Genomic DNA, 21,135 nt, shown 5'->3' with positions numbered 1-21,135 from the left:
GGAAATGCGGCACCAACAAATAGACCGAACGGGTGATCCGGTGCACGAATTGGCAATCACGCAAAGCGTGGTGGACGCGGTGTGCGAACGTGCCGCCGGGCGGCCTGTGCACACGGTCAGGGTCCGGGTGGGCACGCTCACCGCTGTCGTGGCGGACTCCATGCGGTTCTGCTTCGACCTCATCACCGCGGGCACGGTCGCAGAGGGGGCGGAGCTGGAAATCGACCAGCCGCCCGGCACCGGTCATTGCCGGGCGTGCGCCGCGGATTTCACCCTGACCGATCTGGTGCTGCTGTGCCCGTGCGGCAGCGCCGACGTGAATATCACGTCAGGGCGTGAACTGCAGATCATTTCGATGAAAGTGGGCTGACGTATGTGCGGTACCTGTGGTTGCGACGAGACGGGCGGCGGAGCCGGCGGCGGGGTCGGTACGCGGATCGCCGTCGCGCACGAACATCCCCACCCCCACGACCACCCGCATCCGCACGGGCCCGAGACCGTCACCCTCGAACAGCGGGTCCTCGCGAAGAACGACGACCTGGCGGGGCGCAACAGGGCCTGGCTGGCGGAGCGGGGCAGCGTGGCCGTCAACATGATGAGCTCGCCGGGCGCGGGCAAGACCACCCTGCTGGAGCGGACCGTGGCCGATCTCGCCGGCAGCCGGCCGGTCGCGGTCGTCGAGGGCGACCAGGAGACGATGCTCGACGCCGACCGCATCAAGCGGGCCGGCTGCGCCGTCGTCCAGGTCAACACCGGCGCCGGCTGCCATCTGGACGCCGGGATGATGCGCGGCGCGCTCGACGCGCTGGCGCCCGCGCCGGGCTCGCTGATCCTCGTCGAGAACGTCGGCAATCTCGTCTGCCCGGCCCTCTTCGACCTCGGCGAACGCAGCAAGGTCGTGATCATCTCGGTCACCGAGGGCACCGACAAGCCGCTGAAGTACCCCTACATGTTCGCAGCGGCCGATCTCGTCATCATCAACAAGATCGACCTGCTGCCGTACGTCGACTTCGACGTCGACCGGTGCGTCGCGTACGCCCGCTCGGTCAACCCCGACGTACGCGTCCTGACGGTGTCCGCGACCACCGGCGAGGGCATGGACCGCTGGTACGCCTGGGTGGCCGAGCAGTACTGACCCCGCCGCCCGGCCACCCTCGTCCCTCGGGACGTCGCTCAGACGCGGACGAGCGGCGTGTCCACCAGGTGCTCGGCCAGGAACCAGCACTGCAGCTCGCCCGTCCTGATCACCTGCGAGACCAGCAGGTCGTTGGTGCCGTCGTCGCCCAGGTCCTGGGTGCGGGCCGCCGCGTCGTGCGCGTCGGTGAGGATGATCTCGTGGGCCTCCAGCAGCCGCGAGAGCATGGCCGGCACCTCCTCGACCCCGTCCGGCGGCCGCGGCACCGACGTGATCTCCGCCGCGTGCCGCGGGTCGCCGACCGAGACACCGCCCAGCGTCTGCATGCGCTCGGCGATGGTGTCGACCAGTTCGAGCTGCTCACTCGCGTGCTTGTCGAGCAGCAGATGGAGCTGGTAGAAAGTCGCGCCGCGCATGAGCCAGTGGTGCTTCTTGTAAAGGCTGTACAGCATCTGCGTGTCGGCCAGCACCTGGGCGAGGCGCTGACAGGAATACATCCGCGCGTCGTAGGAAAGCCCGACGGGGAATTGCTTGACGGTGCCGAATTCCTGAATGACACCACTTTGCTGATGGAGCCAGGGCTGACTGCCCGGAGTGGCCTTCGACTGGCCGTTGTGCTGGCCGTTCTGTTTCATCGCTCCTACCTTCTGGGGGCCGCGGTGAATTCGCTCAACTCCCGGCCATGCTAATGAGACGGGTCGAATCCGGCCTGTCGGCGGCCCGCACCCGCCGTACGGCAGGACCGGTGCGGCGACATGGCGGCGTGACTTGGTGCCGCCATGCCACAACCATGTGGATTCCCTGACCAACCATTCATCGCGGGGCCATGCCGCGACCACGCTGCGGGGTGTGCGGCCGACCGACCATATGGCTGTCAAGAATCCGCATATATGGACAGGTGACAGATGCACAGTGCAGACGCCCTGACACGGCAGGACCGCGGGCGGGCGGTACGGGCCGCGGCGCTCACCGCGGCGGTGGCTCTCGTCGCGTTCGGCACCGGGGCCGCCCCCGCCTCCGCCGCCGGCCAGCACAACGCCGGTCAGCACAAGCCCCAGGACAACAGCGCGAAGACGGCCACCCCGATCAAGCACGTGGTGGTCCTCTTCGACGAGAACGAGTCCTTCGACCACTACTTCGCGACGTACCCGAAGGCGGCGAACACCGACGGCACGCCCTTCGCCGCCTCGCCGAAGACGCCCGAGGTGAACAACCTGGCAAACGCGAAGCTGCTGACGAAGAACCCGAACCAGTACGCGCCGAAGCGGCTGACCCCGGCGCAGGCGCTGACCTGCTCGCAGAATCACAACTACAGCCCCGAGCAGCTCGCCTACGACAACGGCAAGTCCGACAAGTTCGTGCAGAACACCGAGACCGACACGTGTTCCGGCGGGCTGTTCGGCGAGCCGGGTCTGGTCATGGACTACTACGACGGGAACACCGTCACGGGGCTGTGGAACTACGCCCAGCACTACACGCTCAACGACAACTCGCACAGCTCGACCTACGGTCCCTCGACGCCCGGCGCGCTCAACCTGATCTCGGGTCAGACGCACGGCGTCATCTCCATGGACCCCGCATCGGGCACGGAGCACCCGAAGCAGACGGCGACACCCAGCTCGTCGGTCATGGTCTCGCCGGACAAGAAGGGCGTGGGCACGGTCATCGCCGACCCCGACCCGGCGTACGACGACTGCTCGGACAGCAACCACACGGCGACCACGCCGCTCGCCGCGCTCCAGGGCAAGAACGTGGGCGACCTGCTCACCGCGCGGCACGTGACCTGGGGCTGGTTCCAGGGCGGCTTCCGGCCGAGCACGGCCTGGGACGGCACGCAGGGCAGCTACGCCACGTGCGCGACCACCCACGCCAACATCGGCGGGGCCCAGGTCGCCGACTACAGCCCGCACCACTCGCCGTTCGAGTACTACAAGTCGACCTCGAACCCGCACCACCTGGCGCCGGCGAGCGTCGAGGAGATCGGCCACGACGGCCGGGCGAACCACAACTACGACCTGACGGACTTCGACGCCGCGCTGGCGGCGCGGCGGCTCCCGGCCGTCAGCTTCCTCAAGGCGCCCGCCTACCAGGACGCCCACCCGGGCAACTCGGACCCGATCGACGAGCAGCACTTCCTGGTCTCGGAGATCAACGCCGTCCAGCAGTCCCCGGAGTGGAGGTCGACCGCGATCGTCGTCGCGTACGACGACTCGGACGGCTGGTACGACCACGCAGCGCCGCCCGTGCTGAACGGGTCGAAGGACACCACCAAAGGCTCCAACGGGCTGCCCACCGACAGCAAGGCCTGCCGGACAGGCCCCCAGGCGCGGTCCGGCTACCAGGACCGCTGCGGTCCCGGCCCCCGCCAGCCGCTGCTGGTGATCTCGCCGTACTCGAAGACCAACCACGTCGACCACACGCTCACCGAGCAGACGTCGATCACGTCGTTCATCGAGTCCAACTGGCGGACCGGCCGGGTGGGTGACGGCTCGTTCGACACCCGGGGCGGCACGCTGCTCAACGCGTTCGACTTCCGCCACCCGAACAACGTCGAGGTGCTGCTGGGCAGGAACGGCGCCGTCTCGAAGATCACGTCGATCCCGAAGCACCCGGCGAAGCCGGTGCAGCAGAAGATCACCGGCCCGGCCGGCGGCACCCCGGACACCTCGGACCTGGCGTCGGCCAGCTCCTCGTCACCGGTACTGCTCCCGACGGCGATCGGAGCGGCGTTGCTAGCCGCGATCGGCGGAGGCACGCTGCTGCACCGCAGGCGCCGCAGCACCGTCTGACCACTTTCACCACGCCCGGCCACCGAGAGGCAGCGCCCCGAAAAGGCGCTGCCTCTCGCCATGTCACACGGACGCCCGCACCCTGAAGCGTCAACGGGCCCGTTGCCGACCCGGTCCGGACGGACGTACAATTTCTTGTACCTGAAGGAGGTGGGCGGCTGTGAAGACCATGACGTACTCCGAGTCGCGGGCGAACTACGCCGAGGTGCTCAACGCCGTGACCGACGACCGCGAAGAGGTCGTCATCACGCGGGCCGGGCACGAGCCGGTCGTCATCGTCTCTCTTGAGGACTACGAGTCCCTGAAGGAAACCGCCTACATGCTGCGCAGCCCCGCCAACGCGCGCCGCCTCCTGGCGTCCATCGAGGAGCTGGAGAGCGGCGGCGGGACGGTCCGAGAGCTTTCGGAGCCGGAGTGAAGATCACCTTCGCCACCCGCGCTTGGGAGGACTACCTCTGGTGGCAGGTCCAGGACCGCAAGATCCTGAAGCGGATCAACACACTCGTCGCGGACGTGGCCCGCAACGGCAACGAGGGGATCGGCAAACCGGAACCCCTGAAGCACGGCTTCCAGGGGTACTGGTCGCGCCGGATCAACGACGAGCACCGGCTGATCTACAAGGTCACGGACGACTCGGTCCTGATCGCCCAGTGCCGCTACCACTACGAGAGCTGACGGCGCCTTCCCTCGGCACTCGATCCGTCAGCACTCGATGATGTTGACCGCCAGGCCGCCGCGGGCTGTCTCCTTGTATTTGACCGACATGTCCGCGCCGGTCTCCTTCATCGTCTTGATGACCTTGTCCAGCGAGACCTTGTGGCTGCCGTCGCCGCGCAGGGCCATCTTCGCCGCCGTGACCGCCTTCACCGCCGCCATGCCGTTGCGTTCGATGCAGGGGATCTGGACCAGGCCGCCGACCGGGTCGCAGGTCAGGCCCAGGTTGTGTTCCATGCCGATCTCCGCCGCGTTCTCGACCTGCTCGGGGGTGCCGCCCAGGACCTCGGCCAGGGCGCCCGCCGCCATGGAGCAGGCCGAGCCGACCTCGCCCTGGCAGCCGACCTCGGCGCCGGAGATGGAGGCGTTCTCCTTGAAGAGCATGCCGATGGCGCCGGCGGCGAGGAGGAAGCGGACCACGTTGTCGTCCTTCTCGCGGTCCGTCGCGCCGCCCGCCGCGAAGTTCATGTAGTAGTGCAGGACCGCCGGGATGATGCCCGCGGCGCCGTTGGTGGGGGCGGTGACGACCCGGCCGCCGGCCGCGTTCTCCTCGTTCACCGCCATCGCGTACAGCGTCAGCCACTCCATGGCGTGCGCCTGGCGGTCGCCCTCGGCGCGCAACTGGCGGGCGGAGTGGGCGGCGCGGCGGCGGACCTTCAGGCCGCCGGGGAGTATCCCCTCGCGGGACATCCCGCGCGCCACGCACGCCTGCATGACCTGCCAGATCTCCAGCAGCCCCGCGCGGATCTCGTCCTCCGTGCGCCAGGCCTTCTCGTTGTCCAGCATCAGCGCCGAGATGGACAGGCCGGTCTCCCGGGAGAGCCGCAGCAGCTCGTCGCCGGTGCGGAAGGGGTGCTTCAGCACGGTGTCGTCCAGCTTGATGCGGTCCTCGGCCGCCGCGTCCTCGTCCACGACGAAGCCGCCGCCCACCGAGTAGTACGTCTTCTCCAGCAGCGTCCCGCCGTCCGCGTCGAAGGCGGAGACCGTCATCCCGTTCGGGTGGTACGGCAGCGCCTTGCGGCGGTGCAGCACGAGGTCGGTGTCCGCGTCGAAGGCGATGTCGTGCATGCCGAGCAGATGGAGCCTGCCGCTGGTGCGGATACGTTCCGCCTCGGCGTCCGCGTTCTCCACGTCGACCGTGCGGGGCGAGTTGCCCTCCAGGCCGAGCAGGACCGCCTTGGGGGTGCCGTGGCCGTGGCCGGTCGCGCCGAGCGAGCCGAAGAGTTCGGCCCGTACTGAGGCGGTGTGGGCGATGAGGCCCTCGTTCTTGAGGCGGCGGGCGAACAGGCCGGCCGCGCGCATCGGGCCGACCGTATGGGAACTCGAAGGGCCGATACCGATCGAGAACAGGTCGAAGACCGAGATGGCCACGGGGGAACTCCTTGCTGGTTGGTAGACGCCGTTGTCTGCCGGGGTGGTGCAGAGAGAGCGAGGTCCACACGGTGCGGGGCACCGCGCGCACGGTCCAGTGTGCGCGGTGCCCCGTGTCCGTACAGGTATGACCGCCTGTGTGACTGCTTACAGACTGGCTCAGAGGGTGGGGTACAGCGGGTGCTTCGCCGCGAGCGCGGAGACCCGGGCCGACAGCGCGGCGCCGTCGAACTCCGGCTTCAGCGCCGCCGCGATGATGTCCGCGACCTCGGTGAAGTCCTCGGCGGTGAAGCCGCGGGTGGCGAGCGCCGGGGTGCCGATCCGCAGACCGGACGTGACCATCGGGGGGCGCGGGTCGTTCGGGACCGCGTTGCGGTTGACCGTGATGCCGACCTCGTGCAGCCGGTCCTCGGCCTGCTGGCCGTCCAGCTCCGAGTTCCGCAGGTCGACGAGGACCAGATGGACGTCGGTGCCGCCGGACAGGACGGACACGCCGTGCTCCGTGACGTCGTCCTGGACCAGCCGATCGGCCAGGATCCGGGCGCCGTCCAGGGTGCGCTGCTGGCGCTCCTTGAACTCGTCCGAGGCCGCGACCTTGAACGAGACGGCCTTCGCCGCGATGACATGCTCCAGCGGACCGCCCTGCTGGCCGGGGAAGACCGCGGAGTTGATCTTCTTGGCCAGCTCCTGCGTCGACAGGATCACCCCGCCGCGCGGGCCGCCCAGGGTCTTGTGCGTGGTCGTGGTCACGACATGCGCGTGCGGCACCGGGTTGGGGTGCAGCCCGGCGGCGACCAGACCGGCGAAGTGCGCCATGTCGACCATCAGGTACGCGCCGACCTCGTCGGCGATCCGCCGGAACGCCGCGAAGTCGAGCTGGCGCGGGTACGCGGACCAGCCGGCCACGATGAGCTGCGGACGCGACTCCTTGGCGAGCCGCTCGACCTCGGCCATGTCGACCTGGCCGCTCGTCGCGTCCACGTGGTACGGCACGACGTTGTAGAGCTTGCCGGAGAAGTTGATCTTCATGCCGTGGGTCAGATGCCCGCCGTGGGCGAGGTTCAGGCCCATGATCGTGTCGCCCGGCTTCAGCAGCGCGAACATCGCCGCCGCGTTCGCCTGCGCGCCCGAGTGCGGCTGCACATTGGCGTGCTCGGCGCCGAACAGCGCCTTGACCCGGTCGATCGCGATCTGCTCGATCACGTCGACGTGCTCGCAGCCGCCGTAGTAGCGGCGGCCCGGGTAGCCCTCGGCGTACTTGTTGGTCAGGACCGAGCCCTGCGCCTCCATGACGGCGACCGGAGCGAAGTTCTCCGACGCGATCATTTCGAGGGTGGACTGCTGGCGGTCCAGCTCGGCGTCGACAGCGGCGGCGACGTCCGGGTCGAGCTCGTGGAGCGAGGAGTTGAGGAGCGACTTCGAAGACATCACAGTCCCTGGGGTGTCAGTTGCCGGAAAATTCCGTGTACTCGTCGGCGCTGAGCAGATCGCCCGGCTCTTGCGCGACGCGCACCTTGAACAGCCAGCCGCCCTCGAAGGGGGCCGTGTTCACCAGCGAGGGGTCGTCCACGACGTTCTGGTTCGTCTCGGTGACCTCGCCGGTCACCGGCGCGTACAGATCGCTGACCGACTTGGTGGACTCCAGCTCGCCGCAGGTCTCGCCCGCGGTCACCGTGTCACCGACGTCAGGGAGCTGGACGTACACGACATCGCCGAGCGCGTTGGCCGCGAACTCGGTGATACCGACTGTCGACACGCCGTCCTCGACGCTCGTCAGCCACTCGTGCTCCTTGCTGTAGCGAAGCTGCTGGGGGTTGCTCATGGTCTGAATTCTCCTGTACGCGGGGGAGTGGTGGGGAACAGTCGTCTTGCGGACTGAGACGCCGGTATCAGCTCTGACGCTCTCGCTATCACTTCTGACGCTTGTAGAACGGCAGCGCCACGACCTCGTACGGCTCGTGCGAGCCGCGGATGTCGACCGCGACGCCCTTGGCGCCCGGCTCTGCGTGGGCCGCGTCGACGTACGCCATGGCGATCGGCCTGCCCAGCGTCGGGGACGGCGCGCCGGACGTGACCTCGCCCACGACCGCGTCGCCGACGACGACCGAGAAGCCGGCCCGCGGCACCCTGCGGCCCTCGGCGATCAGCCCGACCAGCTTGCGCGGCGGCGCGACGGCGGTCAGCTCGGCGGCGGTCGCGAGCGCCATCCGGCCGACGAACTCGCCCCCGTTGGAAGTCTTCTCGAACTTGACGACCCGGCCGAGGCCCGCGTCGAACGGGGTGAGGCTCGCGCTCAGCTCGTTGCCGTACAGCGGCATGCCCGCTTCGAGCCGCAGCGTGTCGCGGCAGGAGAGGCCGCACGGTACGAGACCGGCGCCCGCGCCCGCCTCGGTCAGCGCCTGCCACACCCGCTCGGCGTCGCCGGGGGCCAGGAACAGCTCGAAGCCGTCCTCGCCGGTGTAGCCGGTACGGGCGATCAGCGCGGCCACCCCGGCGACGGTGCCGGGCAGCCCCGCGTAGTACTTCAGCCCGTCGAGGTCGGCGTCGGTGAGCTGCTTGAGGATCCCGGCGGACTCCGGGCCCTGGATCGCGAGCAGCGCGTACGCGTCGCGGTCGTCGCGCACCTCGGCGTCGAACCCGGCGGCGCGCTCGCCCAGCGCGTCGAGGACGGTCTGCGCGTTGGACGCGTTCGCGACGACCAGATACGTCTCGTCGGCGAGCCGGTAGACGATCAGGTCGTCCAGGATGCCGCCGTCCTCCTGGCAGATCATCGTGTAGCGGGCGCGGCCCACGGCCAGGGCGCCGATGTTGCCGACCAGCGCGTAGTCCAGGAGGTCTCCCGCGGCGGGGCCCGCGACGGTGATCTCACCCATGTGGGAGAGGTCGAAGAGGCCGGCCTTCGTGCGGACCGCGGTGTGCTCGTCGCGCTCGCTGCCGTACCGCAGCGGCATGTCCCAGCCGGCGAAGTCGGTCATGGTCGCGCCCAGCGCGCGGTGCGTGGCGTCCAGGGCGGTGCGGCGGGGGGTAGGGCTCATCGATGGGCTCCCAGGGCATGGCTGATGACAGGCGAGGACTCTCCTCCCCATCTGTCATCGGAACCTGAGAGGTTCACCACGACCGCACGTACTACGTACGTGCGCACAGCCGTGGTTTGCACCGTGGGTGGGACCGCAGAGCTGCGGCCCGCTTTTCAGATCTGCCTCATCCGCGCGGTACGGGGCCTGAGAGATTCAAGGGAGGAACTTGCTCCTTCGGCGCCCGGCGCATGTGGTGGCCGGGACTCTCCCGCGCGGATTCAAACGGCCGGTATGCAGTTGGCGCGGACATCATCGCACGCATCCCGGTCGGGCACACCCCGGGAGAGGGTTGTGGGACATTACCTTTTCTTTACACTTCTTGGGCAAGAAGAAGCAAGAGTCGTCGTGGGCCGAGGGATGACCATGACAGGGGGACGGCGATGACGGTGCAGCGCTCAGAGGTGACGGACGGGTACCTGCCCGCGCGGGCACGCGTCCCGGTGGTGCCGGCGCCCACGGGCCCCGCGGCGCCCGCCGGGCCCGCGGCGCCCGCCGGGCCCGCGGCGCCCGCCGGGCCCGCCGCGCCCGCGGCGCCCGCCGGTCGTGTCCGGGATTTACGCGCCAGGGGCGGCCGGCTGCCGGGCGGCCTGGTCTTCGCGCCGGGGGACGTGATCGTGGTGTCCGGGCTGCCCGGCAGCGGCAAGTCGACCCTGATCCGGCGCACGGCGGCGAGCGGCGCCATCGACTCCCAGGACGCCAGGGACCGCTGGGCACGCCGACTGCCCGCCCGGCTGCCGTACGCGCTCTACCGCCCGCTGGTCAGGATCGCCCACTACGCGGGGCTGCGCCGCGCGCTGCGCTCGGGCGAGAGCGTCGTCGTGCACGACTGCGGCACCCAGACCTGGGTACGGCGCTGGCTGGCCCGCGAGGCCCGCAGACGCGGCCGGCGGCTCCATCTCGTCCTGCTGGACGTGCCGCCCGAGGTGGCCCGCGCCGGGCAGCGCGAGCGCGGCCGGGGCGTCTCCGGCTACGCCTTCGCCCGGCACCGCCGCGCGGTGCGCGGGCTGCTGGCGGCCGCCGAGGCGGGCCGACTGCCGCGCGGCTGCGCCACGGCGGTCCTGCTGGACAGGGACGCGGCGGGCGCGCTCCGCACCATCGCGTTCACCGCCCCCGTCCCACCAGGGCAGTCGCGGAGTTAGGGTGCTGCGGCAGCCCCGCACACAGGGGCGGGACAGGGGCGAGGAGAAGCAGTGAACACAGCGTGGCCGGCCAACGAGCTGGAAGAGGTGCTTGCCGCCTCGCTCGGCAATCCGGCGGCCGGCGGCCGGCTGGTCGAAGTGCTCGGACGCAGCGCGCTCTGGGTGCCGCTGCCGAACGGCGGCGGACCCGACAGCCCCGACCTCGACCTGCCGACCATCGAGCTGGAGGGCGCCGCTTACGTGCCGGTGTTCAGCTCGGAGCAGCAGTTCCTGAGCTGCGCGGGCGCCCATATGCCGTTCACCGTCGCGCCCGCCGTCGAGTTCGCCCGCGGGCTGCCGCCGCAGCTCGGGCTCGCGGTCAACCCCGGCGGCACGGTCGGCGCTCCGCTGCCGCCCGTCGCCGTCGCCGAGCTGTGCAGGGCCGGCCGCACCCCGCTCGACGGACCGGCGGGCGGCGGCCGGGTCAAGCTCTTCGAGCCGGACTGGCAGGAAGAGCCCGTCGACTTCCTCGCCGCCGCCGCGGGGGAGTTCGAGGCGTCCGGGCTCGTCCTGTCCGCCCGCCGCACCCTCGCCAGCGTCGAGGGCGGCGCACCGCAGCTCTTCGTCGGCGTGCAGCTCTCCTCGTGGGAGGCCGTTGACCGCGAGGTGCCCATGGACGCGCTCGGCCGGGCGCTCGGCCGGGTCCAGATCGGCTGGCAGGTCAGTCTGATCCTGCTCGACGTGGCGCAGGGCGACCCGGTCGCCGACTGGCTGCTGGAGCGGGTGCGGCCCTTCTACCAACGGACCCGGCCGCACTGATTCCGCACTGATTCCCCCGCCCTCGCAGCGAACTGACGGAGCGGCAGGTGCGCATACGCATCCTGCGGGGCCCGGCGCGCCGCTTATGCGCAGCACACACCCGCCGTCAAGTCTGTGTCAGTACCGCCCCCTAAGCTGGTTTGATGGCGGGGGAGCAGGGCCGGATCGACGAGGGGCGGGACCAGGAGTGAGCGCGTCAGGCACCGCGGCGGCCGGGCAGGTGGAGCAGATGCTGCGCCAGGTGACGCCCGGACGGTACGACGCGTACGAGGCGCTGCTCCAGGCTCTCGCCGACGGCACGACGGGCCAGGTGTGGATGCTGCTCTGGCACGGCCAGACGGGCTCCCCCGACGCCCAGTACGGGAACATGGAAGTGGACGGCCTCGGCTACGCGCCCTGCGTGACCTCCGCCCAGGAGCTGTCCGTCAGCGGCTGGACCCGGGCGCACGAACTGGTCTCGGGCCGCGACATCGCCCGCGCCCTCTACCCCGACCGCTGGGGGATCTGGCTCAATCCGCACGCCCCCGGCGGCGGCGTCGGCATCCCCTGGCTGGATCTGCGCCGGATCGCCACCGGCCTCGACCGGATGCCGGCGGGGCCGCTCCGGCTCTCCGAGCCCGCCCTCGAACTGCCGCAGTTCTACGCGCTGCTCACGCAGAACGCGCACCGCACGCCCGCGGTCCGCTCGCTGCGCCGCGCCTGGGTGCAGCCGGCCCTCGGCTCCCCGTATCTGACCATCGGGCTCGATCTCTACGACACGAGCCCGGCGTCGGTCGGCGCCGTCCGGACGATGATGCAGCAGTCCGTCGCCGCCGTCCCGGACGGGCTGCCGGTCTCGACGGTCGCGATGTCGGACGAGTACGACCCGGTCACGATGTGGCTGCGCGCCAACTCCCGGCCCTTCTACGACCGGGACGCACACGCCGGAGCACCGGCCACCGGGTACGGGTACCCCCCGCCCGCTCCGCGCCCGTACTGAGCAGTCATACTAATTTCCGGAGTTCGCGAACACCCCCACTTTGGCATGGCCTGAGGCTTACCGGCCTCATGTCCAATATGGGGGATTAGTGACCCAGTTGGTCCGCTGAGGCGATGCCCGTGTTCGGATAACGGAAACCCTCTCGGCGCATCACGGTTGAGTCACCATTCCCCGTCAGGGCTGGCGGGTGATCGCAAAGTGGCAGAAGACTCCGTGCAGCACGTGGTCCGGCCCTGTGTCCGAGACGCTCACAGGAGCAGCTTCCGACGCCGTAGGCGGGCCACGCGTAACCAGTGATCTGTAAGAGCCGCTACAGCGGCGGTCATGGGCCGGCCACCGTCGGCCGAGAGGGGTCTCCAGCGCAATGACGGCACCTATCGAGACCACCGGGTCGGCGGCGACAGTGCAGCCGGAAGCGGTCCTGGAGGGCGCCGGGAAGCAGATCGAGGGCCGTTCGCTCGGCCGGATCGCCTGGACGCGCTTCAAACGGGACAAGGTCGCCCTGGCCGGCGGCGTCGTCGTCATCCTGCTGATCCTTGTCGCCGTGCTGTCCAAGCCGATCCAGTCGGTGTTCGGTCTCGACCCGAACGTCTTCAACCAGAGCCTGGTCGATCCCACCCTGCTGGCGCCGAAGGGCAGTTTCGGCGGCATGAGCTGGGACCACCCGCTCGGCGTCGAGCCGCAGACCGGCCGGGACATCCTGGCCCGGATCATCGAGGGCTCCTGGGTCTCGCTGGTGGTCGCGGCGGGATCCACCCTGCTGTCCGTCGTCATCGGCGTCGTGATGGGTGTGGTGGCCGGCTTCTACGGCGGCTGGGTCGACAGCGCCATCAGCAGGCTGATGGACACCTTCCTCGCTTTCCCGCTGCTGCTCTTCGCGATCTCCATCTCGGCCTCACTCCAGGGCAGTGCCTTCGGACTGAGCGGCCTCACGCTGCGGATCGCGGTGCTGATCTTCGTGATCGGCTTCTTCAACTGGCCGTACATCGGCCGCATCGTCCGCGCCCAGACGCTCTCGCTGCGTGAGCGCGAGTTCGTCGAGGCGTCCCGATCGCTGGGCGCCCGCGGACCCTTCATCCTGTTCCGGGAACTGCTGCCGAACCTTGTCGCGCCGATCCTCGTGTACTCGACGCTGCTGATTCCCACGAACATCCTCTTCGAGGCCTCGCTGAGCTTCCTCAGCGTCGGCATCGAACCGCCGCAGGCTTCATGGGGCGGCATGCTCACCCAGGCGGTGGACCTCTACCAGGTCGATCCGATGTTCATGGTCATTCCCGGGCTGGCGATCTTCATCACCGTGCTGGCCTTCAATCTGCTGGGGGACGGGCTGCGTGACGCACTCGACCCCCGTGGCAAGTAATCGCGGCCGTGCCGCACCGGACAACCGAGGGGGCTTTCCTCAGGATGAACAGCAGAAAGACGGCGGCGGCTATCGCCGCGGCGGTAGCGCTCGCGCTGGGCGCTTCTGCGTGCAGCAGCAGTGACTCCGGCGACAACAACAGCGGCGGCGGTGGCGGTGGCACCGCCAAGACCGACGCCGGTCTGACCAGCATCGTCAACAAGTCGGACAAGAAGGGGGGGACGGTCACCTACGAGCACTCCAGTGGTCCCGACTCCCTGGACCCCGGCAACACGTACTACGGCTGGGTGCAGAACTTCTCCCGGCTGTACGGTCGTTCGCTGGTCACCTTCAACCCGGCCCCGGGCAAGGACAGCCTGAAGATAGTCCCCGACCTGGCGACAGGTCTCGGCAAGGCCAGCCCGGACGCGAAGACCTGGACGTACACGCTCCGCAAGGGCGTGAAGTTCGACGACGGCACGGTCATCACGTCGAAGGACGTCAAGTACGCCATCGAGCGCAGCAACTTCGCGCCCGAGGCCCTGTCCAACGGCCCGACCTACTTCAAGGCCTACCTTGAGGGCGGCGACAAGTACAAGGGTCCGTACAAGGACAAGAGCCCCGACGGTCTCAAGTCCATCGAGACCCCGGACGACTCGACGATCGTCTTCCACCTGAACAAGCCGTTCGCCGACATGGACTACCTGGCGGCGTTCTCGCAGACGGCCCCGGTGCCGCAGGCGAAGGACACGGGCGCCTCGTACGTCCAGCACATGGTCTCGTCGGGCCCGTACAAGGTCACGAACTACAGCGAGAGCAGCGGCGCGACGCTGGTCCGCAACCCGGAGTGGGACCCGAAGACGGACCCGATCCGCAAGGCGCTGCCGGACAAGATCGTCCTCAAGCTCAACGTGAACGCGACGACGATCGACGATCACCTGCTGAACGACTCGATCACCGCTGACATCGCCGGTACCGGTCTGCAGTCGAAGACGCAGCCCAAGGTCCTCGTGAAGCCGGCCGAGAAGGCGAAGACGGACAACCCGTACGCGGGCGCGCTGCAGTACCTGGCGCTGAACGTCAACGTGAAGCCGTTCGACAACGTCGAGTGCCGCAAGGCCGTCCAGTACGCCACCGACAAGGCCGGCATGGTCGACTCCATCGGTGGTTCGGTCAAGGGCGACCCCGCGACCACGGTGATCCCGCCGAGCGTCGCCGGTTACAAGAAGTTCGACCTGTACCCGTCGGCCGGCAACAAGGGCGACATCGCCAAGGCGAAGGCCGCGCTGGCCGCCTGCGGCAAGCCCAACGGCTTCTCCACCACGCTGACCGCGCGGTCCGACCGTCCCGACGAGGTCACGGCCGCCACGCAGCTCCAGCAGAGCCTGAAGAAGATCAACATCACCGCGAACATCAAGACGTTCCCGGCTGACAAGTACTTCACGGACTTCGCTGGTGTCCCGGCCTGGGTGCACAAGAACAACGCCGGCATGATGATGATGGCGTGGGGTGCCGACTGGCCGACCGGCTACGGCTTCCTCGACCAGATCGTGGACGGTACGGCGATCAAGCCGTCGGGTGGCACGAACCTGATGGAGCTGAACGACCCGAAGATCAACGCCGCCCTGGTCAAGGCCATCGGCACGGTCGACACCACGGAGCGCAACGCCGCGTGGGGCGACATCGACCAGATGGTCATGGAGAACGCCTCGGTCGTTCCGCTGTTCTACCGCAAGAACCTGCTCTACCGCCCGGACTCCGCGACCAACGTCACGGTGACCGACGCGTACCTCGGCATGTACGACTACGTGCTGATGAGCTCTAGCAAGTAGCAACACCTGTCAATCGACAGCACCCCCCTGAAAGGCAGGTGAAGGCGTCGGGTCGGTCTGGCGTAACCCGCTGGACCGACCCGGCGCCGCACGGCTGTGGCTGCGTACATCATCCGACGCGTCTTCGCCGCGGTGTTGCTGCTGCTGGTGGTCAGCGCAGTCACATTCGCGATCTTCTTCCTGGTGCCCCGGCTCGGTGGCCAGACGACCGACTCGATGGCCGCCCAGTACGTGGGCAAGAGCCCCGACCCCGACGTCATCCGCGCGGTCAAGAAGAACCTGGGGCTCGACCTCCCGCTCTACGAGCAGTACTGGCACTTCATCAAGGGCATCGTCGTCGGCGCCAACTACAACTTCGGCCCCGACCCGGTGAGCTGCAACGCCCCCTGCTTCGGCTACTCCTTCAAGTCCCATGTGGCGGTCTGGCCCGAGCTGACCGCGCGTATCCCGATCACCCTGTCGCTGGCCGTCGGTGCCGCTGTCATCTGGGTGATCTCGGGTGTCGCGACCGGTGTGCTCTCGGCTCTCAAGCCGGGCTCGATCTTCGACCGGCTCGCCATGACCATCGCCCTCGCCGGCGTCTCCCTGCCGATGTTCTTCACCGGCCTGGTCTCGCTGTCGCTGTTCACCTTCCACTGGGCGATCTTCCCGAACAACGGCTACGTCCCGTTCGCGGACAACCCGGGGCAGTGGTTCATGTCCCTGGTCCTGCCCTGGTGCACGCTCGCCTTCCTGTACTCCGCGCTCTACGCGAGGCTCACCCGGGCCGGGATGCTGGAGACGATGGGCGAGGACTACATCAGGACGGCGCGGGCCAAGGGCCTGCGGGAGCGCAGTGTGGTCGTCAAGCACGGCCTGCGCGCCGCGCTGACCCCGCTCATCACCATCTTCGGTATGGACTTCGCGCTGCTCATCGGCGGCGCCGTCATCACCGAGAACGTCTTCTCCTTCCAGGGGCTCGGCGCCTACGCCATCAACGGCGTCAGAAGCGCCGACCTGCCCAAGGTCATGGGTGTGACCCTGGTCGCCGCCTTCTTCATCGTTCTCTGCAATCTGCTGGTGGACCTCGTGTACGCCGCGATCGACCCCCGGGTGAGGCTCTCATGAGCGACGCGCACAAGGAGTTCCTCTCGGTACGGGACCTCAAGATCCACTTCGACACCGACGACGGCCTGGTCAAGTCCGTCGACGGCGTCAGCTTCGATCTGAAGGCCGGCGAGACCCTCGGCATCGTCGGCGAGTCCGGTTCGGGCAAGTCCGTGACGTCCCTCGGGATCATGGGTCTGCACACCTCGGACCGGGCCCGGATCTCCGGTGAGATCTGGCTCGACGGCGAGGAGCTGATCGGCGCGGGCCGCGAGCGGGTGCGCGCCCTGCGCGGCCAGAAGATGGCGATGATCTTCCAGGATCCGCTGTCCGCGCTGCACCCCTACTACAGCATCGGCGCGCAGATCGTCGAGGCGTACCGCGTCCACAACAAGGTGGACAAGAAGACCGCGAAGAAGCGGGCGGTCGAGATGCTCGACCGGGTCGGCATCCCCGAGCCCGCCCGGCGCTACGACGACTACCCGCACCAGTTCTCCGGCGGTATGCGCCAGCGCGCCATGATCGCGATGTCCCTGGTCAACAACCCCCAACTGCTCATCGCCGACGAGCCGACGACCGCCCTCGACGTCACCGTCCAGGCGCAGATCCTCGACCTCATCCGCGATCTGCAGAAGGAGTTCGGCTCCGCGGTCGTCATCATCACCCACGACCTCGGCGTCGTCGCCGAGATCGCCGACAAGCTGCTGGTGATGTACGCGGGCCGCTGCATCGAGCGCGGTTCGGCCGAGAAGGTCTTCTACCAGCCCCAGCACCCCTACACCTGGGGCCTGCTGGGTTCGATGCCCCGTATCGACCGGGAGCAGACCGACCGCCTCATCCCGGTCAAGGGGACCCCGCCCAGCCTGATCAACGTCCCGAGTGGCTGCGCCTTCCATCCGCGCTGCCCGTACGCCGACGTACCCAAGGACAACATCACCCGCATCGAGCGTCCGGAGCTGCGGGAGATCACCGACGGGCACTTCTCCGCCTGCCACATGACGAAGGCGGAGCGGGAAAAGATCTGGACCGAAGAGATTGCGCCGAAGCTGTGACTGATCAGACCGAACAGACCAAGAAGGTTCCGCACCAGCCTGCGGAGCGGTCGGCTGGCGGTTCCGGGCCTGAGCCGCTCCTCAAGGTCTCGGGCCTGGTCAAGCACTTCCCGATCACCAAGGGCGTGCTCAAGCGCAAGGTGGGCGCGGTCCAGGCCGTGGACGGGCTGTCCTTCGACGTACGCCCCGGGGAGACCCTCGGCGTCGTCGGCGAGTCCGGCTGCGGCAAGTCGACCATGGGCCGGCTGATCACCCGGCTGCTGGAACCGACCGGCGGCAAGGTCGAGTTCGAGGGCAGGGACATCACGCACCTGTCCGCGGGCAAGATGCGGCCGATGCGGCGCGACGTCCAGATGATCTTCCAGGACCCGTACGGCTCGCTGAACCCGCGGCACACCGTCGGCGGCATCATCGGCACCCCCTTCCGGCTGCAGAAGGTCGATCCGCAGGGCGGGGTGAAGAAGGAGGTCCAGCGGCTGCTCGAACTGGTCGGCCTCAACCCCGAGCACTACAACCGCTACCCGCACGAGTTCTCCGGCGGCCAGCGCCAGCGCATCGGCATCGCCCGCGCGCTCGCCCTGAACCCGAAGCTCGTCGTCGCCGACGAGCCGGTCTCCGCGCTCGACGTGTCGATCCAGGCGCAGGTGGTGAACCTGCTGGACGACCTGCAGAGCGAACTCGGCCTCACGTACGTGATCATCGCGCACGACCTGTCGGTCATCCGCCATGTCTCGGACCGGATCGCCGTGATGTACCTCGGCAAGATCGTCGAGCTGGCCGACCGCGCCTCGCTGTACTCGACGCCGATGCACCCGTACACCAAGGCGCTGCTCTCCGCCGTGCCGGTGCCGGACCCGAAGCGGCGCAACGCCAAGAGCGACCGGATCCTGATCACCGGCGACGTGCCGTCGCCGATCTCGCCGCCGAGCGGCTGCCGCTTCCACACGCGGTGCTGGAAGGCGACGGACATCTGCAAGACGACCGAGCCGCCGCTGATCCAGCTCGCGCCGGGACACCAGGCGGCCTGCCACCACCCGGAGAACGCGCCGGACCAGCAGCCGCAGGAATCGGTCGAGTCGGTGACGCTGTCGGCGCCGGCGCCGGCCGCCGAGCCGAAGCCGTCCCTGACGAAGCCGGAGTCCCCGGCGGCCCCGGCGGACGGTACGCCCGAGGCACCCGAGGCGAAGTAGCAGGGCAGGAGCGGGGAGCACCGGGCAGGACTGCACAATTGCCCGGTGCTCCCCGAACTGTTCGCCCCCTCCGTCCAGCACACTCTCGATCTCGTCGGCATCTTCGTCTTCGCGATCTCCGGTGCCCTGCTCGCCGTCCGCAAGAACTTCGACGTCTTCGGCATCGCGGTGCTCGCCGAGACCACCGGGCTGGGCGGCGGACTCTTCCGCGACCTGATCATCGGCGCCGTGCCGCCCGCCGCCTTCACCGATCTCGGCTACTTCTCGATGCCGCTGGTCGCCACCGTCCTGGTCTTCTTCCTGCACCCCCAGGTCGAACGGATCCAGGGCGCGGTCAATGTCTTCGACGCGGCCGGGCTCGGCCTCTTCTGCGTCACCGGCACCACCAAGGCGTACGAGTACGGCCTCGGCCTCACCGCCTCCGCCGTACTCGGCCTGGTCACCGCGGTCGGCGGCGGGGTGCTGCGCGACGTACTCGCCAACGAGGTGCCGTCCCTGCTGCGCTGGGACCGCGATCTGTACGCCGTGCCGGCGGTCGTCGGAGCCGTGCTGGCCGCTGTCTGCATCCGCGAGGACGCGCTGAACGGACTGACCGGGACCCTCGCCGCGCTCACCGCCTTCGTACTCCGGCTGCTCGCGATGCGCTTCCACTGGCGGGCGCCGCGCGCCTGGAACCGCCGCTCGGCAGCCGCCGAAGAGGGGTAAGCAAGCGCTCGCTAATCGGCTGTTGTACCGTTCCTCCCATGGCAGATCACTCGGGACAGGCGACCATCGGCGACAGCGAGTTCGACCGGGACACCGCCGTCGTCCCACGCCCGGGGGAGCCGGGCGTCCACGACACGGAACTCTCGGCGGGCTGGACCATCGTGCGCGCGATCAACGGCGGCTATCTGCTGTCCGTCGCCTGCCGCGCGCTCGCCGGCGTACTGCCGCACCCCGATCCGTTCACCGTCACCGCGCACTACCTGACCGCGTCCCAGCCGGGACCGGCCGTCGTGCGCAGCGAGACGGTACGGGCGGGGCGCACGCTCTCCACCGGGCAGGCCTCGGTCCTGCAGTACGCGCAGGACGGCACCGAGGTCGAACGGATCCGGGTGCTCGCCTCGTACGGCGACCTGGCCGCGCTCCCCGACGACGTGCGGACCACGGCGAAGCCGCCGCAGATCCCGCCGTACGAGCAGTGCCTGAACAGCTCGGACGCCGGGTCGCTGTTCGTGGGCGACGCTTCGCTGCTGGACCGGCTGGACGTCAGGGCCGACCCCGCGACCTCGGGCTGGGCCGTGGGCCGGCCGTCCGGCGCCGGTGAGATGCGCGGCTGGTTCGGGCTCGCCGACGGCAGGGACGCCGATCCGCTGTCGCTGCTGCTGACGGTGGACGCGCTGCCGCCGACCGCCTTCGACCTGGGGCTCAGCGGCTGGACCCCGACCGTGGAGCTGACCGTCCACATCCGCTGCCGCCCCGCGCCGGGCCCCCTGCGGGTCGCCATCGCCACCCGCAATCTGGCCGGCGGCTTCATGGAGGAGGACGCGGAGGTCTGGGACAGCGCGGACCGGCTGGTGGCCCAGTCCCGCCAACTGGCCCGCGCACCGCGCGGCTGAGCCGGTCGCTCCCGTACACCCGCGCCCGTACACCCGCTCCCGTACGCGCGCCCCTGTACGCGCGCCCCTGTGCGTGTGCCCCGGTACGGCCCTAGCCGGTCCGCAGATGGCGGCCGAGGGCCGCCGTGAGTGCGGCCGGGGCGTCTTCCTGTACGAGGTGTCCGGCGTCCGGGATCAGCCGTAGCTCCGCGTCCGGGACCAGCGCGGCCAGCTCCTGGCCCTTGGCCGCCGGGATCCAGGTGTCCCGCGCGCCCCAGCAGATCAGCACCGGCAGGTCGAGTTCGCCGTAGCGGCCCTGGATCTCGTCGGTGAAGCGCTGGTCGTTCTGCTCGATCTGCCGGTAGAACGCGGGCTGCCCGGCCTCCCCGCACCACGGCTCCACCAGCCGGTCGAGCACCTCGGGCCGCAGCCCCTGGTGGCTCGCGGACGACACGTACTCGCGTACCAGCGCCCGGTGCAGGGCGGCCGGGAGCTGGTTGAAGACCTCGCCGTGCCGGCCGAGCAGCCGGTACGCGGCGGAGCCCCAGGGGGCCAGCGCCACCGGGTCGACCAGGGCGAGGCTCCGGTAGCGCGCGCCGTGCAGCAGCCGGGCGCGCAGCGCCACGCAGCCGCCGACGTCATGGGCGACGACCTGCGGTCCCGGGCGCCCTTCCAGCCCCCAGTGGCCGAGCAGTTCGGTGAAGACCAGCGCCTGCGCCCGCAGGGACACGTCCTGGCCCGCGCTCCGCTCCGAGGCGCCGAAGCCCGGCATGTCCCAGACGAAGACCTGGTGCTCCTGCGCGAGGGCGCGGGCGACCGCGCGCCAGACGTACGACGAGAAGGGCGTCCCGTGCAGCAGGACGACCGGCGCCCGGCCCGCCGGTCCGAGCGAGGCCCAGCGCACGTCACCCGACGAACTGCGGAACGTACGATCGAGAATCCACTCCGTCATGACCGTAACGCTAATCACTCCTGTCTGGTCCGGACAAGCCGTTCACCCCGCCGGAAGGCCCGGATGCGTGAACGGCCTTGGACGGCTCGTAGAATCGAGCCCACC

At 69.5% G+C, this 21,135-nt stretch carries 21 protein-coding genes and 1 riboswitch; of the genes, 15 read left to right on the top strand and 6 right to left on the bottom strand.

Annotated features, from left to right (window positions below):
• Positions 1–40: 40 nt before the first annotated feature.
• Both ACZ63I_RS09345 and hypB read left to right on the top strand, forming a co-directional pair.
• Complete coding sequence (locus ACZ63I_RS09345) at positions 41–370, top strand: hydrogenase maturation nickel metallochaperone HypA/HybF (protein ID WP_469336910.1); 330 nt, start codon at positions 41–43, stop codon at positions 368–370.
• A 3-nt stretch (positions 371–373) separates the two neighbouring features.
• A complete protein-coding gene (gene hypB, locus ACZ63I_RS09340) occupies positions 374–1,135 on the top strand; it encodes a hydrogenase nickel incorporation protein HypB (RefSeq protein ID WP_469336908.1) in 762 nt (253 codons plus the stop codon).
• A 38-nt stretch (positions 1,136–1,173) separates the two neighbouring features.
• Here hypB and ACZ63I_RS09335 read toward each other — a convergent pair whose 3' ends face one another.
• Positions 1,174–1,770 carry a Dps family protein gene (locus tag ACZ63I_RS09335; protein ID WP_469336906.1) on the bottom strand — a complete coding sequence of 199 codons (597 nt, stop codon included), beginning with the start codon at positions 1,768–1,770 and terminating at the stop codon, positions 1,174–1,176.
• 270 nt (positions 1,771–2,040) lie between these two features.
• Between ACZ63I_RS09335 and ACZ63I_RS09330 the strand changes: the two genes are divergently transcribed.
• The 3 genes from ACZ63I_RS09330 to ACZ63I_RS09320 all read left to right on the top strand — a co-directional run bounded on the left by ACZ63I_RS09330 (position 2,041) and on the right by ACZ63I_RS09320 (position 4,599).
• Positions 2,041–3,924: a phospholipase C gene (locus ACZ63I_RS09330; protein ID WP_469336904.1), complete on the top strand. Its 1,884-nt coding sequence runs from the start codon at positions 2,041–2,043 to the stop codon at positions 3,922–3,924.
• A 160-nt stretch (positions 3,925–4,084) separates the two neighbouring features.
• Positions 4,085–4,342, top strand: a complete 258-nt coding sequence (locus ACZ63I_RS09325; protein WP_469336902.1) for a type II toxin-antitoxin system Phd/YefM family antitoxin — start codon at positions 4,085–4,087, stop codon at positions 4,340–4,342.
• Positions 4,339–4,599 carry a Txe/YoeB family addiction module toxin gene (locus tag ACZ63I_RS09320; RefSeq protein WP_469336900.1) on the top strand — a complete coding sequence of 87 codons (261 nt, stop codon included), beginning with the start codon at positions 4,339–4,341 and terminating at the stop codon, positions 4,597–4,599. The genes ACZ63I_RS09325 and ACZ63I_RS09320 overlap by 4 nt, the downstream gene beginning before the upstream one ends.
• 27 nt (positions 4,600–4,626) lie before the next feature.
• Here ACZ63I_RS09320 and ACZ63I_RS09315 read toward each other — a convergent pair whose 3' ends face one another.
• From ACZ63I_RS09315 to gcvT, 4 genes are all read right to left on the bottom strand, one after another.
• Positions 4,627–6,009 carry an L-serine ammonia-lyase gene (locus ACZ63I_RS09315; RefSeq protein ID WP_469336899.1) on the bottom strand — a complete coding sequence of 461 codons (1,383 nt, stop codon included), beginning with the start codon at positions 6,007–6,009 and terminating at the stop codon, positions 4,627–4,629.
• A gap of 159 nt (positions 6,010–6,168) precedes the next feature.
• Positions 6,169–7,437: a serine hydroxymethyltransferase gene (gene glyA / locus ACZ63I_RS09310; RefSeq protein ID WP_469336897.1), complete on the bottom strand. Its 1,269-nt coding sequence runs from the start codon at positions 7,435–7,437 to the stop codon at positions 6,169–6,171.
• 16 nt (positions 7,438–7,453) lie between these two features.
• On the bottom strand, positions 7,454–7,831 hold the full coding sequence (gene gcvH, locus ACZ63I_RS09305; RefSeq protein ID WP_469336895.1) for a glycine cleavage system protein GcvH: 378 nt from the start codon (positions 7,829–7,831) through the stop codon (positions 7,454–7,456).
• Between the two features lie 88 nt (positions 7,832–7,919).
• Positions 7,920–9,044, bottom strand: a complete 1,125-nt coding sequence (gcvT, locus tag ACZ63I_RS09300; RefSeq protein WP_469336893.1) for a glycine cleavage system aminomethyltransferase GcvT — start codon at positions 9,042–9,044, stop codon at positions 7,920–7,922.
• 165 nt (positions 9,045–9,209) lie between these two features.
• Positions 9,210–9,307, bottom strand: a riboswitch (glycine riboswitch).
• Between the two features lie 159 nt (positions 9,308–9,466).
• Between gcvT and ACZ63I_RS09295 the strand changes: the two genes are divergently transcribed.
• The 10 genes from ACZ63I_RS09295 (at position 9,467) to ACZ63I_RS09250 (ending at position 20,099) form a co-directional block, all read left to right on the top strand.
• On the top strand, positions 9,467–10,225 hold the full coding sequence (locus ACZ63I_RS09295) for an AAA family ATPase (protein WP_469336891.1): 759 nt from the start codon (positions 9,467–9,469) through the stop codon (positions 10,223–10,225).
• A 51-nt stretch (positions 10,226–10,276) separates the two neighbouring features.
• Positions 10,277–11,023, top strand: coding sequence for an enhanced serine sensitivity protein SseB (locus ACZ63I_RS09290; protein ID WP_469336889.1), 747 nt, complete (start codon positions 10,277–10,279; stop codon positions 11,021–11,023).
• A 187-nt stretch (positions 11,024–11,210) separates the two neighbouring features.
• A complete protein-coding gene (locus ACZ63I_RS09285) occupies positions 11,211–12,002 on the top strand; it encodes an enhanced serine sensitivity protein SseB C-terminal domain-containing protein (protein ID WP_469336887.1) in 792 nt (263 codons plus the stop codon).
• 364 nt (positions 12,003–12,366) lie between these two features.
• Complete coding sequence (locus ACZ63I_RS09280) at positions 12,367–13,362, top strand: ABC transporter permease (RefSeq protein ID WP_469336885.1); 996 nt, start codon at positions 12,367–12,369, stop codon at positions 13,360–13,362.
• A gap of 44 nt (positions 13,363–13,406) precedes the next feature.
• Positions 13,407–15,173, top strand: a complete 1,767-nt coding sequence (locus tag ACZ63I_RS09275; RefSeq protein ID WP_469336883.1) for an ABC transporter substrate-binding protein — start codon at positions 13,407–13,409, stop codon at positions 15,171–15,173.
• Positions 15,174–15,269: 96 nt separating this feature from the next.
• Positions 15,270–16,280, top strand: coding sequence for an ABC transporter permease (locus ACZ63I_RS09270; RefSeq protein WP_469336881.1), 1,011 nt, complete (start codon positions 15,270–15,272; stop codon positions 16,278–16,280).
• Positions 16,277–17,311 carry an ABC transporter ATP-binding protein gene (locus ACZ63I_RS09265; RefSeq protein WP_469336879.1) on the top strand — a complete coding sequence of 345 codons (1,035 nt, stop codon included), beginning with the start codon at positions 16,277–16,279 and terminating at the stop codon, positions 17,309–17,311. The genes ACZ63I_RS09270 and ACZ63I_RS09265 overlap by 4 nt, the downstream gene beginning before the upstream one ends.
• Positions 17,308–18,501, top strand: coding sequence for an ABC transporter ATP-binding protein (locus tag ACZ63I_RS09260; RefSeq protein WP_469336877.1), 1,194 nt, complete (start codon positions 17,308–17,310; stop codon positions 18,499–18,501). Before ACZ63I_RS09265 ends, ACZ63I_RS09260 begins: the two co-directional genes overlap by 4 nt.
• Positions 18,502–18,546: 45 nt before the next feature.
• Positions 18,547–19,206 carry a trimeric intracellular cation channel family protein gene (locus ACZ63I_RS09255; RefSeq protein ID WP_469336875.1) on the top strand — a complete coding sequence of 220 codons (660 nt, stop codon included), beginning with the start codon at positions 18,547–18,549 and terminating at the stop codon, positions 19,204–19,206.
• A 38-nt stretch (positions 19,207–19,244) separates the two neighbouring features.
• Entirely contained in the window at positions 19,245–20,099 is an 855-nt protein-coding gene (locus ACZ63I_RS09250) for a thioesterase family protein (protein ID WP_469336874.1), read from the top strand.
• Positions 20,100–20,190: 91 nt separating this feature from the next.
• On the opposite strand, the gene ACZ63I_RS09245 is transcribed toward ACZ63I_RS09250, so the two are convergent.
• Positions 20,191–21,030 (bottom strand): alpha/beta fold hydrolase, encoded by an 840-nt coding sequence (locus ACZ63I_RS09245; RefSeq protein ID WP_469336872.1) that lies wholly within the window; start codon positions 21,028–21,030, stop codon positions 20,191–20,193.
• Positions 21,031–21,135: the final 105 nt, after the last annotated feature.

Source organism: Streptomyces sp. NPDC087906 (assembly GCF_055584925.1).
Note: the sequence above shows the minus strand (reverse complement) of the source record. Positions and strands in the feature narration are given on the sequence as shown.

What these genes read in the sequence shown, in the direction of transcription:
- hypB (WP_469336908.1), top strand. Translation starts at nt 374, where the DNA reads ATGTGCGGTACCTGTGGTTGCGACGAGACGGGCGGCGGAGCCGGCGGC.
- glyA (WP_469336897.1), bottom strand. Translation starts at nt 7,437, where the DNA reads ATGTCTTCGAAGTCGCTCCTCAACTCCTCGCTCCACGAGCTCGACCCG.
- ACZ63I_RS09335 (WP_469336906.1), bottom strand. Translation starts at nt 1,770, where the DNA reads ATGAAACAGAACGGCCAGCACAACGGCCAGTCGAAGGCCACTCCGGGC.
- ACZ63I_RS09250 (WP_469336874.1), top strand. Translation starts at nt 19,245, where the DNA reads ATGGCAGATCACTCGGGACAGGCGACCATCGGCGACAGCGAGTTCGAC.
- ACZ63I_RS09245 (WP_469336872.1), bottom strand. Translation starts at nt 21,030, where the DNA reads ATGACGGAGTGGATTCTCGATCGTACGTTCCGCAGTTCGTCGGGTGAC.
- ACZ63I_RS09265 (WP_469336879.1), top strand. Translation starts at nt 16,277, where the DNA reads ATGAGCGACGCGCACAAGGAGTTCCTCTCGGTACGGGACCTCAAGATC.
- ACZ63I_RS09280 (WP_469336885.1), top strand. Translation starts at nt 12,367, where the DNA reads ATGACGGCACCTATCGAGACCACCGGGTCGGCGGCGACAGTGCAGCCG.
- gcvH (WP_469336895.1), bottom strand. Translation starts at nt 7,831, where the DNA reads ATGAGCAACCCCCAGCAGCTTCGCTACAGCAAGGAGCACGAGTGGCTG.
- ACZ63I_RS09295 (WP_469336891.1), top strand. Translation starts at nt 9,467, where the DNA reads ATGACGGTGCAGCGCTCAGAGGTGACGGACGGGTACCTGCCCGCGCGG.
- gcvT (WP_469336893.1), bottom strand. Translation starts at nt 9,044, where the DNA reads ATGAGCCCTACCCCCCGCCGCACCGCCCTGGACGCCACGCACCGCGCG.
- ACZ63I_RS09275 (WP_469336883.1), top strand. Translation starts at nt 13,407, where the DNA reads ATGAACAGCAGAAAGACGGCGGCGGCTATCGCCGCGGCGGTAGCGCTC.
- ACZ63I_RS09330 (WP_469336904.1), top strand. Translation starts at nt 2,041, where the DNA reads ATGCACAGTGCAGACGCCCTGACACGGCAGGACCGCGGGCGGGCGGTA.